The 14,607-nt window shown below is 45.3% G+C and carries 14 protein-coding genes and 3 pseudogenes; 16 read left to right on the top strand and 1 reads right to left on the bottom strand.

The features are described from left to right. The first annotated feature begins 226 nt into the window (after positions 1-226). From Q0C11_RS12640 to smbP, 11 genes and pseudogenes are all read left to right on the top strand, one after another. Positions 227-622: a DUF4357 domain-containing protein gene (locus tag Q0C11_RS12640; protein WP_293008518.1), complete on the top strand. Its 396-nt coding sequence runs from the start codon at positions 227-229 to the stop codon at positions 620-622. Positions 623-1,062: 440 nt separating this feature from the next. Next, positions 1,063-1,842: a DUF3750 domain-containing protein gene (locus Q0C11_RS12635; protein WP_293008516.1), complete on the top strand. Its 780-nt coding sequence runs from the start codon at positions 1,063-1,065 to the stop codon at positions 1,840-1,842. Between the two features lie 116 nt (positions 1,843-1,958). Next, entirely contained in the window at positions 1,959-2,972 is a 1,014-nt protein-coding gene (locus tag Q0C11_RS12630) for a Fe(3+) ABC transporter substrate-binding protein (protein ID WP_293008514.1), read from the top strand. A 92-nt stretch (positions 2,973-3,064) separates the two neighbouring features. After that, a complete protein-coding gene (locus tag Q0C11_RS12625) occupies positions 3,065-4,666 on the top strand; it encodes an iron ABC transporter permease (RefSeq protein ID WP_293008520.1) in 1,602 nt (533 codons plus the stop codon). Between the two features lie 3 nt (positions 4,667-4,669). Beyond that, complete coding sequence (locus Q0C11_RS12620; protein WP_293008512.1) at positions 4,670-5,725, top strand: ABC transporter ATP-binding protein; 1,056 nt, start codon at positions 4,670-4,672, stop codon at positions 5,723-5,725. Positions 5,726-5,952: 227 nt separating this feature from the next. After that, entirely contained in the window at positions 5,953-6,279 is a 327-nt protein-coding gene (trxA, locus tag Q0C11_RS12615) for a thioredoxin TrxA (protein ID WP_293008510.1), read from the top strand. Positions 6,280-6,423: 144 nt separating this feature from the next. After that, a complete protein-coding gene (rho, locus tag Q0C11_RS12610; protein ID WP_293008508.1) occupies positions 6,424-7,683 on the top strand; it encodes a transcription termination factor Rho in 1,260 nt (419 codons plus the stop codon). Between the two features lie 305 nt (positions 7,684-7,988). Beyond that, positions 7,989-8,252, top strand: a pseudogene (locus tag Q0C11_RS12605) (transposase); the annotation flags it as partial. Between the two features lie 162 nt (positions 8,253-8,414). Further along, positions 8,415-8,564, top strand: a pseudogene (locus Q0C11_RS12600) (IS3 family transposase); the annotation flags it as partial. Positions 8,565-8,824: 260 nt separating this feature from the next. Continuing rightward, positions 8,825-9,451: an NAAT family transporter gene (locus Q0C11_RS12595; protein WP_293008506.1), complete on the top strand. Its 627-nt coding sequence runs from the start codon at positions 8,825-8,827 to the stop codon at positions 9,449-9,451. A gap of 656 nt (positions 9,452-10,107) precedes the next feature. After that, entirely contained in the window at positions 10,108-10,443 is a 336-nt protein-coding gene (gene smbP / locus Q0C11_RS12590) for a small metal-binding protein SmbP (RefSeq protein ID WP_293008504.1), read from the top strand. Positions 10,444-10,794: 351 nt separating this feature from the next. Here smbP and Q0C11_RS12585 read toward each other — a convergent pair whose 3' ends face one another. After that, entirely contained in the window at positions 10,795-11,001 is a 207-nt protein-coding gene (locus tag Q0C11_RS12585) for a hypothetical protein (protein WP_293008502.1), read from the bottom strand. Positions 11,002-11,186: 185 nt separating this feature from the next. Between Q0C11_RS12585 and Q0C11_RS12580 the strand changes: the two genes are divergently transcribed. From Q0C11_RS12580 to Q0C11_RS12560, 5 genes and pseudogenes are all read left to right on the top strand, one after another. Continuing rightward, a complete protein-coding gene (locus Q0C11_RS12580; protein ID WP_293008500.1) occupies positions 11,187-12,191 on the top strand; it encodes a diacylglycerol kinase family protein in 1,005 nt (334 codons plus the stop codon). Positions 12,192-12,204: 13 nt separating this feature from the next. Then, on the top strand, positions 12,205-13,065 hold the full coding sequence (locus tag Q0C11_RS12575; protein WP_293008498.1) for a metallophosphoesterase: 861 nt from the start codon (positions 12,205-12,207) through the stop codon (positions 13,063-13,065). Continuing rightward, positions 13,062-13,199, top strand: a complete 138-nt coding sequence (locus Q0C11_RS12570) for a hypothetical protein (RefSeq protein WP_293008496.1) — start codon at positions 13,062-13,064, stop codon at positions 13,197-13,199. Before Q0C11_RS12575 ends, Q0C11_RS12570 begins: the two co-directional genes overlap by 4 nt. 79 nt (positions 13,200-13,278) lie before the next feature. Then, positions 13,279-14,292 carry a phosphogluconate dehydrogenase (NAD(+)-dependent, decarboxylating) gene (gene gnd / locus Q0C11_RS12565; protein WP_293008494.1) on the top strand — a complete coding sequence of 338 codons (1,014 nt, stop codon included), beginning with the start codon at positions 13,279-13,281 and terminating at the stop codon, positions 14,290-14,292. Between the two features lie 16 nt (positions 14,293-14,308). Continuing rightward, a pseudogene (locus tag Q0C11_RS12560) lies at positions 14,309-14,607 on the top strand (glucose-6-phosphate dehydrogenase); the annotation flags it as partial.

Here is a 14,607-nt window from a genome sequence, read left to right as displayed (position 1 = left end):
ACTCATGCGTTCAATCAATTCCATCCATGCTTTGAATTCCGTTGATTTCATTGTGCACACCTCTATATCTCAATGCACGTTGGACAAACAATTCAATAATTAATTGTTACATAGCCTATACTATGTTAGGTGTTAAAGATTTTTCTTGACTTTAAGAGATTAGAGTACTATAGTTCTCTAAGTGCGCAGAGACATTGGGTCACGCGCAATTTTTGAGGAGAAAATCATGCATACCATTGAAGTTGACTTCGACGTTTTTAAACAGCTCACCGTCCGTAGGACAACGGAAGATGTCAGCTACAACGACGTCATTCGCGAGCTTCTTGGCCTCGGTCCAGGTAAGGCGAATACTACGAAGGAAACAGTCGGCCCATCCCCAGACGACTGGGTTACTAAAGGGGTTCGGTTTCCCGCAGGCACCGAGTTTCGAGCTACCTACAAAGGCCAAATTCGTACTGGCCACGTTGAAGGTGGCGCGCTTGCAGTCAACGGGCAGCACTATGATTCTCCATCAGCCGCCGCAGTAGCTGTTACAGGTAGCCCTGTGAATGGTTGGCGTTTCTGGGAGTGTCGCCTTCCTGGAAAGTCCTCGTGGCGACTCATCGAGAGCCTCCGTCGGTGAGCAAACTCCTAACACTGCGCTCCACAAGGGGCGCTGCGCGATAAAGTTGTTTCAGAGCTGTTCTCTGCATAGTTCGACTTTCTTGCTAGGCTCTCCATCGAAGGCTTGGTTCAGGGGCTTAACTCAAGGTGTTAGTCCCCTACACAGTGAAGCGGCTTTCTGCCGTCGCAGCAGTCTAAAGGAAATTCTTCGTGCCGCATATATACATTAACCGCTAGTGTTTCACCGATGCTGTAGCATAAGCACCACGCAGCCGACTGGCATTAGTGTCACCATCATGTGAGACTTGTTCTTGATGCAGCAGAACGCAGGTTCTCCTTTACTGAATGATGTCATAATTGAAATGAGCAGTATCAGAACTAACGTTTTATGACACGTTGATTAATCACGAACTGATTGCTTTATTCGAAAAATTATTAACTTAACCGGATTTTCTCAAGATGTTGGTATCTGTTATGCAGAGCGCGAGTCGCTCTGTTTTGTTGGGTTGTTGGGTGATGGTTTCGCTTGCCGGGTTGTTTTTCCCACAACATACGGAGGCACAGTACTGGTGGAATGCGAGCCGCGAGCCGGTTGGCATAGCGTCAGATCCCGCTACGAATCCTGAGGCGATTATTCAGGTTTATGGCGCGCGCGCTTTTGGTTGGCGTGGTTATTTTGGGATTCATACCTGGATTGCAGTGAAGCCTACGGGGGCTCAGTCGTACACTATTTATGAAGTGATCGGATGGCTGCGGCGCAGCAAGCGGTCGGTATTGGCGGTTTATGAAAATGCACCTGACCGGCGCTGGTACGGGAATGTGCCCGAGATCTTGGCAGAAAAAAGAGGCGATGGCGTGGATGCGTTGATCGAGAAAATTGATCTGGCGGCTAACCGTTATCCTTACACGAAAGATTACACCATGTGGCCTGGGCCGAATTCCAATACCTTTACCGCTTGGGTTTCGCGAGCGGTACCCGAGTTGCAGCTGGATTTGCCGCCCACAGCGATTGGCAAGGATTATCTGGGTTACCGGTTTATATCGCATGCTCCGAGTGGTAGCGGTTTTCAGATTTCATTTTTTGGTCTACTGGGTGTTTTGATTAGTGCGGTGGAAGGGATTGAGTTCAATTTTCTGGGTTTGTCTTTTGGTGTTAACTGGAATCCCCTCGCCATTAAATTGCCGCTGCTGGGACGAATGGAATTGAATCCATGGTCACGGCCGGTAACCGAGAATTGATCAGAGTCTTGTCGTTTTTTGCTGCAGATATTTAATTGATAATTATTCTTATTCATACTATAGTATTCGCCATTGATTAATTCGATTGATGAAACTTTTTGCCCGGAATTTCTCGCATGGTAAGCCCAAATCTAAGCCGTTTTCTTATTTTCATTCCTTTGCTTTTTTCGTTATTTATTATTCATCCAGCGCATGCTAATGAAGTGGTTGTTTATTCTGCGCGAATTGAGCAACTCATTAAACCGATGTTTGATACTTTTACCCAGGAGACCGGGATTAAAGTTAAATATACGACCGACAACGAAGGCGCGTTGCTTGCCCGACTGGAGGCAGAAGGAAAAAATACGCCGGCAGATGTGTTGATAACTGCGGACGTCGGTAATCTCTGGGCAGCTGCACAAAAAGGGTTGTTAAAACCTGTTAAATCAAAGGTGCTTGAGAGTAATATCCCGTCGCATTTGCGCGATCCGGATAATGCGTGGTTTGGACTGTCGATACGCGCCAGAACTCTGGTTTATAACACCAAAAAAGTAAAACCCGAGGAACTTTCAACCTATGAAAATCTGGCCGATCCCAAGTGGAACAAACGGCTCTGTTTACGTACTTCAAAGAAAGTGTATAACCAATCGCTTGTGGCTATGATGATCGCTGAGCATGGCGAAGCTGAGACGGAAAAGATTGTTAAAGGCTGGGTAGCCAATCTGGCAACCGATCCGTTATCCGATGATACCCGTGCATTAGAGTTTGTGGCTGCTGGCAGATGCGATGTGACTTTGGTCAATACCTATTATTTTGGCCGTTTAATGAAAAAAGATCCCAATTTACCGTTGGCGATTTTCTGGCCCAACCAGGATAACAGTGGGGTGCATGTCAATATTTCAGGCGCGGGAGTCACTCGCTATGCTCGCAATGAACAGGCTGCCATTAAATTATTGGAATTCTTGTCATCCGCTAAAGCACAAAACCTTTTCGCTGATGTCAATATGGAATATCCGGTTAATCCGGAAATTGCGGCTGATCCGTTTGTCGCAGCGTGGGGTGATTTTAAGCAAAATCCAATGAATCTGGTTAAAGCCGGAGAATTGCAGACGACTGCCGTAAAACTGATGGATCGCGCAGGATACCGGTAAAACGGCGTGAGTAAGAGGGCGCATGCGGTGGTAGCAAATCAGTTTCCTGAATGCGCAAGATTTTTTCTGTTCTATCTTTTTTCAAACGTTTGATGATCAGTTGGCGCTGGGTACCTTTTGTCGCTGCTGCATTGGTAGTGGTGCCCGTTGGTGTGATCTTTTCGTCTGTATTGGCGCCGGCAGGTGAGATTTGGCAGCATCTGGTTGAAACCACACTGATTTCCTTGTTGCTCAATACGTTCTGGCTGGTATTGGGCGTAATCGTTGGAACTGCGCTATTGGGCATCAGCCTGGCTTGGTTTACCGCTGTTTATGAGTTTCCCGGACGACGTTTATTTTCCTGGGCGTTGTTATTGCCGATGGCGATCCCTGCCTATGTGACAGCCTTTGTTGCATTAGGTCTGTTTGATTTTACCGGGCCGATACAAACTACATTGCGTGCCTGGTTGGATTCTGATTTGTCCTGGTTTCCGGATATACGTGGCAGGATGGGCGTTATTATCGTCATGACCCTGGCTTTTTATCCTTATGTCTATTTGCTGGCGCGGAATGCTTTTTTGAGCCAAGGCAAGCGTTCATTGGAGGTTGCACAATCACTCGGTTTCAGCCGCAAGCAGGGCTTCTTCAAAGTGGTGTTGCCGATGGCGCGTCCCTGGATAGCTGGGGGTATCATGCTCGTATCAATGGAAACATTGGCGGATTTCGGAACCGTCGCAGTGTTTAATTACAATACGTTTACCACAGCTATCTACAAAGCATGGTTCAGCATGTTCTCATTGCAAGCAGCGTCTCAGCTTGCCTCCCTATTGATTGTTATGGTTTTTATTGTGATTGTGCTGGAACAGCAATTCAGATCGCGTATGCGTTATGCGGAAGCGAAAAGCAGTGCGAAAGCGCAACGTATTCAGTTGGCAGGCTGGCATAATTGGGCGGTTACCGGTTTTGTGGTCTGTGTATTATTTTTTGCATTTTTTCTGCCTGTTGCACAATTGGGTTACTGGTCCGTGCAATCGTTTGCGCAGAACTATGATATGGATCGTTACCTAGAATTTCTCTGGCACTCCCTGACCTTATCCAGCCTGGCGGCTTTATTGATCTGCCTGGTTGTAATTGCTATGGTTTATGCGTTGCGGCGTTATCCTGATTCCGCTACGCGTTATGCAGTGCGCACTGCAACCATTGGGTATGCATTACCTGGTACAGTGTTGGCAATTGGCGTGTACGTGCCGTTGGTCTGGCTCGATGGGCAGCTCAGTGAATTGGCGTTACATTGGTTTCAACTGGAAACAGGTCAGTTGATTCAGGGTACATTAGCCATTATGTTGATTGCTTATTTGATCCGATTTATGGCCGTGAGTCATTATCCCATTGACAGCGCAATGCAACGGGTCACGCACAGCATTGATGAGGCGGCGATGAGTTTGGGCGTGCATGGATGGGCGATGATCAGAACTGTACATATTCCAATATTGAAACCGGGTATTTTTACTGCCGCCACCCTGGTGTTTGTCGACGTGATGAAGGAGATGCCGATTACGCTGATGACCCGTCCATTTGGTTGGGATACGCTGGCGGTTCGAATCTATGAGATGACTTCAGAAGGTCAGTGGGAGCAGGCGGCTCTACCGGCGGTTACGCTGATACTGGCTGGATTAATGCCGATATATTTATTCATGCGTCAAACTGAAATCTAAGTAATGAGCACTATCTTGTTGCAATTGAACAATGTCCGGCAAGCTTATGGTGAGCAGGCCGTGATTCATGATTTAACCTTGTCTTTGCAGAAAGGGCAAATTGGTTGTTTGCTGGGGCCGAGTGGTTGCGGTAAAACTACGGCATTACGCTGTATCGCGGGATTTGAGTCGGTATTGTCCGGGGAAATTTTTCTGAACGCTGTTTGTGTCAGTAGCGCAGATGTTTTTGTGCCACCAGAACGAAGACGTATTGGCATGGTTTTTCAAGATTATGCGTTATTTCCACATCTGGATGTGGCTGCCAACATCGGTTTTGGTTTGCATCATTTAACTAAAATGGAGCGTGCGCGGCGTGTCGATGAGTTGCTGCATGTAGTGCATTTGACCGTAGCTTCCAAAAAATATCCGCATGAATTATCGGGCGGGCAGCAGCAACGCGTGGCGCTGGCGCGCGCATTGGCGCCCAAGCCAGAGTTGTTGCTATTGGATGAGCCTTTCTCCAATCTGGATATCAGCTTGCGTGAACGCTTAAGCATCGAAGTGCGCGAAATTATTAAGAACCAAGGGATTACCGCTATACTGGTTACCCATGATCAAGCTGAAGCATTTGCGATAGCTGACGAAATTGGCGTCATGCACCAGGGTGAGATGCAACAGCTGGACACTGCTTTCAATTTGTATCATCGACCGGCGAATCGGTTTGTTGCCAACTTCATTGGGCAAGGCGTATTTCTTCCAGGGAAAGTGATTAATGCGCAACAGATTGAAATCGAACTGGGGATTTTAGAGAGTGAGACTCCTCATCAACATGAGAATGGTTGTATCGTCGATGTGTTGTTACGGCCGGATGATATCGTCCACGATGACTACAGTTCACTGCAGGCGACAATAGTGTGCAAGGCATTTCGTGGTGCAGAGATTTTATACACGCTGCGCCTTGCTGGCGGAGCGCGAGTGTTAACATTAGTACCCAGTCATCATAATCACGCTATTGGTGAGAAAATAGGTATCAAGCCTGAAGTTGATCATATTGTGGCATTTCAACAATTGGGATCATGAGACTTGATTTTTGGGGCAATTTTTGTATGAAAATTTGACCGAATTGGTTTTTTAAACACTTTTTGGGGCATTGCTACTTCCCTTTTAATAGTTTTTTCTATAGCATAATCAGATTGGTAATTTATACCTCTCTTTTACGGCTTTATTCCAAACAATCACGTACCCAGTCTCAGAGATAATATTGGGACTACTATTCCAGAAATAGCATAATTTTAATGAGGGATTTTATGAGTCAGCATATCCATTACGTTACCGACGATAATTTTGAAACAGAAGTCTTGCAGTCGACTGCTCCTGTGCTGGTTGACTATTGGGCAGAGTGGTGTGGTCCTTGCAAGATGATAGCACCCATACTTGACGAAATTGCGCAGGAGTATGGAGAGCGGCTTAAAGTGGCGAAATTGAACATTGATGAGAATCAATTAACACCGCCTAAATATGGTATTCGTGGTATCCCGACATTAATGCTTTTTAAAAATGGTAATATAGAAGCAACAAAAGTAGGCGCGCTATCAAAATCGCAGTTAACAGCGTTTATTGACAGTCACATTTAAACTCGCTAGTCTAAAAATAGATAGATTTGTGGACTATGCATTGATGAAGACCACATTACGATTTTTATTATTATCCCATCTGTAACATTTTCCTTTCCAGTATCCTTACTTTTTTCCTAAGTATTCTTTCTCAAGAGCTTTCTCATGCGCTTATTTGATCTAAAAAATTTACATGTCACTGAATTAGTGAAAATGGCTATCGAAAATGAAATTGACGGTGCCAACCGAATGCGAAAACAAGATGTGATTTTTGCGTTGCTTAAAAATCAGGCACGTAAGGGCGAGAACATTTATGGTCATGGGACATTGGAAGTGCTGCAGGATGGATTTGGTTTTTTACGCTCCCCAGACACTTCATATTTAGCTGGTCCGGATGATATTTATATTTCACCGAGCCAGATTCGGCGTTTTAATTTACATACCGGTGATTCAATTGATGGCGAGATCCGTCCACCTAAGGACGGAGAGCGCTATTTTGCGCTGGTGAAAGTTGATAAAGTTAATAACGAGCCACCAGAAAATTCTAAACAGAAAATTCTATTTGAAAACTTGACGCCGTTGTTTCCTGATGAACGATTGATACTCGAACGAGATATTAAAGCTGAAGAAAACATTACCAGCCGTATTATCGATTTGATTGCTCCGATCGGTAAGGGGCAACGTGGGTTGCTGGTAGCTAGCCCTAAATCAGGCAAAACTGTCATGTTGCAACATATCGCGCACGCCATCGCAGCTAATCATCCGGATGTAATTCTGATGGTGCTATTGATCGATGAGCGTCCGGAAGAGGTGACAGAAATGATCCGCTCTGTCAGGGGAGAAGTAATTTCTTCCACTTTCGATGAATCCGCCGCACGGCATGTACAAGTGGCCGAAATGGTGATTGAAAAAGCCAAGCGTCTGGTGGAACACAAGAAAGATGTGGTGATACTGTTGGATTCGATTACGCGGCTGGCCCGTGCTTATAACGCCGTAGTGCCTGCATCAGGTAAAGTGCTGACAGGTGGTGTGGATGCAAGCGCATTGCAACGTCCTAAACGTTTCTTCGGTGCTGCGCGAAATATAGAAGAAGGCGGATCGTTGACTATTATTGCAACCGCCCTGATTGATACCGGGTCACGGATGGATGACGTGATTTATGAGGAATTTAAAGGTACCGGTAATATGGAAATTCATCTTGATCGCCGCATGGCTGAGAAACGGATTTATCCTTCAATTAACGTGAACCGATCAAGCACACGTCGTGAGGAATTGCTGATCGCTCCCGAAGTTTTGCAAAAAATCTGGGTGTTGCGTAAATTGCTGCATCCAATGGATGATATGGATGCAATGGCGTTTTTATTAGATAAAATCAAAGGCACCAAAAACAACTCTGATTTTTTTGATTCAATGAGACGGGTATAGAATTGAATCTTTTCAATATTGCGATGGATGGCTGCTATCCTAAGAGCGGTATGGAAATTTCAATTATTTGTCTCATCGAGATCATCTGATTTTCTTAGAAAAATATGCAGTGCCAGCAAACAAGAACCAGAGTTTCTATCTAATTGTTGTTAATTAGTCGTTCCTAAAAAATTCCCGCTAATCGCCATCTTGGAACAGCAGCTTCAAAAGGTGGTCGTCCATAAAAGGTAAATTGGGGTGATTTGATTTTTTTCATCAAAGAATTCACGAAACCTGCAGTTTTCTCCATGGGAAAAACGTATCAAGCATTTGATAATTGTATTGAGCGTTTCAGCCCGAAATATCCGAAAGCGATGCAATGTCTGGCAAAGGATAAAGATTCCATGCTGGCCCTCTATGATTATCCTGCAGAAAACTGGCAACACATTAGAGCCACAAACCCAGTCGAATCAGTTTTTGCAACTGTCTGGCTGAGAACAGCCAGAATTAAGCAATTTTATGCACCGGAGCCGGTTTGCGAGACAACGACTAATGCTTTTCAGAAATGCATTATTGAGCTTCAACCTTAATGAGATGAAAAATGCGTACAGAAATTATTGCGGCTGTATTATTGATTCTTTCGGTTGTGGCTGGCTGTGCGACAAACCATTCTTCTGGCCGACCCGGACAAAATGGCGAATGTGCTTTAGCAGGAAGAGCGTTCTTTTACTCCTGCATCAGTCGAAGGTAGTAAAAGATTCAAAACACGGCAACAAATCATTCAGATGATTGCCGAGTTTATAGATATTTTATATAACCAACCGAGAAAGCAGAAAAGGCTGGGCTATTTGTCACCAGCACAATTTACGCAGCAATGCTATGCAAATCTGCCTGTTGCTTAAACCGATGGACTCCATTCTGACAGCACATATCAACCTTGAAAATAATGCCGATGGTTGAGGCTGTAACAATTCACAACATTTCCACACTTATTGATGGAAACCAGTGTTTCGTGTCGAAAGATTATCATGTAAGCTCAGCTACACCACTGCTTAATGGGCTGCACAAATGGACACAGGCAATTAAAACAATAAGGGTGCAGTATCGTTCAGCTCCCTTTGGGGTAGTTACCTCAACTAAGTAAAATAATAAAAGGTAGTCAATGGATTGGAATGAATACACGCGCATGTTTGTCGGCTTGATTGCAATCGTTAGTCCGATAAGCGTAGTGCCACTTTACCTTAGCTTCACGGAAAATATTAAACATCGGCGCCAAGCGGTAGCACGCACCACTGCGTTTTCGGTTGCCTGTATCTTCATTGTGGCCATGTTGTTAGGCCAATCAATTTTAGCTTTCTTCAGTATCAGTATCGATGCTTTCAGAGTAGCAGGGGGCATACTGCTTATGTCTATTGCCTTCAGCATGCTACAGGTGAAAATTAATCGAACCGGACACACGCCTGAAGAAGACCGAGAGGCTGTCGAAAGCCCGTCGGTTGCGGTTGTTCCCCTTGCGATGCCTTTACTAGCAGGGCCCGGTTCGATGAGTACCATTATCTTATTTAGCAATCAGACAGAAGGAGCAATTGACAAACTGGTTCTTTTTATTATCTGTCTGTTAGTGGCGCTAATTATTTGGGGTATATTGCATTTCGCTCCACAAATTGGGGATCGTATGAGCCAAACCGCAATGAATGTAACAACGCGGGTTATGGGACTGATGCTGGCAGCCATGTCGGTCGAATTTATTGTGGGTGGGTTGCGCAATCTATTGCCGGGGTTAGCTTGACAAATAAACCTCATTTTCCTAACTTTATTGGTTGGTTGGTTGGTTGCTTTGATTTTCTTATTGAGTTTGATCGACTGAGTGTTTAGCGAGTGCGTTGTTCGTATATTCAACACTTCAACCACGACCGCAAATGTCATTGCGAAATAAACCTGTCCTCTAGAAATATGAAAACCTAATCTTGCAGCAACTAGTGTTGTCCTCTAAAGGTACGCTACGCATCCACCACAGGCCATTGTAAGATCACGTACCATAATATGAGGATTGGCGGGGGCGGGATATCAGTTTTGGTTGTCATATTGACTTCTAATGGTGTTGATGGTGATTTCATTGTCATTAAATCCCAAGTTTATGGAAAACGATGGTGAGCAATGATGCGGCAAGGACAATAAATAGTCGCCCATGAAACACGCCCAAGCAATGGATGTTAAGCATAAATACTCTGTTTTTGAATGATCATAACAACTATAAATGTCAAAATAGCATTATATTTCTGGTGACAGGGTCAGCTTCTTACTATCAATTGCTTGGGCGTATTTCAGGGGCGACTAGATACCTATGTTCGCTATCGTACAGACCAATTCTTCTTAAAAATATATACATATAAGCGAGCGGTGATAGCCATCATCGCTTCAAATTAAAATTAATTGGAGTTAAATATGAAAACTATTACATTATTCTCAGGTTTTTTGCTTATGGCTTTTTTATCTTTGGGCACATTAGCGGCACCTAGTAATTTAGATCAAGCAATTCAACATGCTGAAGCTGCGATGAAGTCTGAGAAAGGAAAATCGATTGCAGAACATGCAGCAGAAGCAAAAAAATATGCAAATGCGTCAAAAAGTGATTCGGATAAAGTAATTAACCGTAAACACCTTGATGAAGGCATTCAATGCTTATCTGATGCAATCAAGGAAGGTCAGAACGATGATGTCGAGGCAGCGCAGAAATCTGCAAAAGATGCGGTGGAACATTTTAAGCAAGCTGCAAAATAATCAATGTACGTTTAGTATCTTAAACCCAGACTTTCTATCAGAAATCTTTCAATGACGAGCAGCCAATAAATAACACAAGCAATTTTAGTCAAAATAATTGTAAACACAGACGGCGATAATTTAGGAAACTAGATTATATTCAATAGACCATCTTATTTGCTTCCATCATAAATTTTCCTAATGGAAAATCTGGGTTAAAAGCTAGCATGTGAATTTTACTGTTTCTTGCTAATAGTAGTGTGTTAAAAGTAGATAGATTCAAGCAATAATTGCGATCAAGTATAAACAGGGATGGCATTGGTACGAAGTCCTTGGTCCAGGACATCAACTTCTGCACTGATGAGAGTCGGTTCAACTTTCTACTACCGTGTCTGGTGCTATCGTTATATTCAAGCGCGTGATTACCCGCATCCGCGAATAGCCCAATGCAGGGCCTGATGCAGCATGATCGCAAATGAACCAATCTTTGAAAATATCAGCAAAAAAAGCGCCCTGTAAACCGACCCAGAAAAATTGTTGAAGATGTGGCACGGCATCTTGATGTGTCGGCTCATCCACGCTCTACTGCTACTGGCCTGTTGCATGTCAGGTGGCATCAAATATGACTTTTTAGCAGAAACTCTATAGATCGTCCAATTGTTGCTTCGCTCTTAATCGGGTTAACATAGTTAGTGTCACTCGTCATATCAATTATGACAATTAAAAACCAATACGAAAATTTTGTTACTAAGGAGACGATCAGCATGCTGACAACGACAACATTAGTGCCTGACGCAGAACAGCATTATAAAAGTGTTGCAAATCCCATTAATGTTGATCCTTCAGCACCATTTTTCATAGTACTTAATGCGTCATCGGGTAGCGAGGAGGCTGTCACTGCTCGTAATATTATCGAAGCTGAGCTGAACCAGGCGGGTCGTGAATTCGAGTTGTTTATGGTAACCCGGTCCGAGACTATTGCAGACGTGGCGCGAGACACTGTTCGTCGCGCACGTGAACGTAGCGGGATTGTAGTTGCTGCTGGCGGCGATGGAACCATTAATGCCATGGTACAAGCCACCATAGGTAGCGGTTGCCCCTTTGGTGTTATCGCGCAAGGTACCTTTAATTATTTCGGACGGACACACAACCTACCTGAAGACACAGCCGCGGCTACTAGGATGCTGTTAGGAGCGCTGGCCTATCCCATACAAGTCGGGTTTGTCAATGAGCGCGTGTTTTTGGTTAACGCCAGTTTAGGACTCTATCCACAGCTGCTCGAAGATCGCGAGACTTATAAGCGAAAGCTCGGTCGCAATCGCTGGGTGGCATGGGTATCAGGTCTTTATACAGTGCTACGTTACCATCGCCGGTTAGCCCTAACGATTGAGCGCCAGGGGAAAGTCAGCACACTATATACACCGACGCTGTTCGTCGGTAATAACCGGTTGCAACTGGAACAGATCGGTATTGAAGAAGCATCCAAAACTGATCAAGGTGAGCTCACCGCAATCGCGATCCGCCCGATTAACACACTAACGATGATCGGATTGGGTTTTCGTGGCGCGTTGGGGCAACTCGGAGATGCCGATCATGTAATGAGTTTTTCGTTCAAGAGTCTTTTAGTCAAACCGGCACGGTTTTTTGGGAAAAAGCTTATCAAAGTTGCAACCGACGGTGAAGTTACACAATTACGCATGCCGATTGAGTTTCGCGTTGCCGATAAAGCACTCTATCTTCTGAAGCCTGCGCCAGCCGCAAAAAAATAATTGTAGTTTATCCATGGCGATGCTTTGGCAAATCTCTGATCTTCACTTTGGCACTGAACGGCCAGAAGTTGTGTCCGCGCTGGAAACCTTGATTCGCTCAATGCCGTCCGAGTTGGTGGTGTTGTCCGGAGACATTACGCAACGTGCACAGCGCGCGCAATTTCAAGCTGCGCGGTCGTTTGTGGATCGATTGGGCGTGCCAGCCACCCTTATTATTCCCGGGAATCACGATATTCCACTGTTTAACCTGGTTGGCCGTCTAATAGATCCGTATGCCAACCATTGCCGCAGCTTTGGTCCAGAGCTCGAGCCGGTATATGATTCGCAAACTTTGCTGGTTATTGGTGTAAATACGACACGGCGTTGGCGCCATGTCGATGGCGAGGTTTCAGCACGTCAACGCGAGCGTGTGGCTCAACGTCTCAGCCGTGCCTCTGAGGAACAATTATGCATCGTCGTTACGCATCAACCGGTGGCTGTAACATCTAAAGAAGATATAACCAATTTACTGCATGGACACGAAGCTGCAATATACGACTGGTCTAGTGCCGGCGCTGATCTGATACTGGGTGGACATATCCATTTACCCTTTGTGTTGCCTTTGCACAAGCGGTTTGATAACCTGCTACGTCATGTATGGGCAGCACAGGCTGGAACTGCAGTGTCTTCTCGCATTCGCAGAGGTGCAAATAATTCGGTTAATTTGATTCGCACTACCGGCAAATTGAATAAATCTCGCACAGCTATGATACAACGCTGGGATTACAATGATGCAACACGGAGATTTGGTCTCAAGTGCACACATTCTTTGCTACTCAGTTCTAGGCACTTATGCAATGGCGCTAACGAGTTGCCGACGTCATCGAACGATTGACCACAGCCCTACTTCCGGACGAAACTGTTCTTGGCGGCGGAAACGTCAAAAAACTGAAGAAACTGCCACATCGCTGTCGGAAAGGAAGCAATGCCGATGCCTTTACGGGAGGTTTCTGGTTGTGGGAGCGCTGACAGAAAAAACTTCGCAGCGAGATGGATTATGGATTAATGGCAATTATCTATTTTTGTTGATTAACATAAGGAGGGATCAATGCAGATCGGCATGATAGGTTTAGGGCGAATGGGTTCAAATATGGTTCGTCGTTTGGCGCAGGGTAGCCATGAATGTGTGGTTTATGATGTTAATACAGATGCTGTTCAAAAACTTGCGTTAACCGGTGTGATTGGTGCAATTTCACTTGAAGACATGGTAGATCGGCTGACTAAGCCACGAAAAATATGGTTGATGATCCCTACTGCGTTGGTTGACCGGTTACTAGCACAACTGGTGCCGCTCCTCGAAGAGGGCGATATCGTGATCGATGGTGGTAACTCTCATTATCATGATGACATTAGACGAAGTGATGAAATGAAACAGCAAGGCATTCATTATCTGGACGTCGGCACAAGTGGCGGAATCAGTGGCCTTGAACATGGTTATTGTTTGATGATTGGTGGCGAAAATGAGATCGTGCAACAACTTATCCCGATTTTTACCACGTTATCTCCTGGTGTTGGCGCAGCCCCGCCAACGCCAGGCCGGCAATCTGGTGTTGGCACGGCTGAACAGGGCTATCTTCATTGCGGTCCCCATGGTGCCGGCCATTTTGTCAAAATGGTCCACAACGGGATTGAATATGGGGTGATGGCAGCATACGCTGAGGGGTTGAATATTCTGCATAATGCAAATATCGGAAAACGGACTCATGACATAGACGCCGAAACAACGCCACTACGTAACCCGGAATATTACCAGTATGACATGGATCTGACCGAGATCGCGGAAGTCTGGCGCCGTGGCAGCGTGGTTCGCTCATGGTTACTGGATTTGACTGCTTCAGCGCTACTGTCTGACCCAGGTTTAGACAATTTCTCCGGCCGGGTGTCCGATTCGGGTGAAGGACGATGGACGCTTGAAGTAGCGATTGATGAAGCGGTACCAGTTCCAGTGCTAAGTGCGGCGTTGTATGAACGTTTCAGCTCACGCGGAGATGCTGATTTTGCCAATAAAATACTGTCTGCTATGCGGCATGAATTCGGTGGCCATATAGAAAAAAAGACTTGAGCACAAGGAGAAGAATATGGAATTAGCGCATTCCGATGCATTTGTTTTTTTTGGGGCTACCGGCGATCTGGCTTACAAAAAAATATTTCCCGCGTTGCAAGCCATGATTCAACGCAATCATCTGGATGTGCCTATCATTGGCGTGGCGCGTTCGGGCTGGACGCTGGACAAACTGCGTGAACGCGCACGCGACAGTTTAGAGCACAATGGTGGCATTGATGCAGATGCGTTCGCCAAACTGTCTGCACAACTCCAATACGTAGATGGCGACTATCAGGATCTGGCAACGTTTGGGCAGTTGAAACAAGCCCTCAA

The sequence above is a fragment of the Nitrosomonas sp. genome, assembly GCF_022842015.1.
In the GTDB taxonomy this organism is placed as follows: domain Bacteria; phylum Pseudomonadota; class Gammaproteobacteria; order Burkholderiales; family Nitrosomonadaceae; genus Nitrosomonas.
This window is presented reverse-complemented; position numbering and strand designations above follow the sequence as displayed.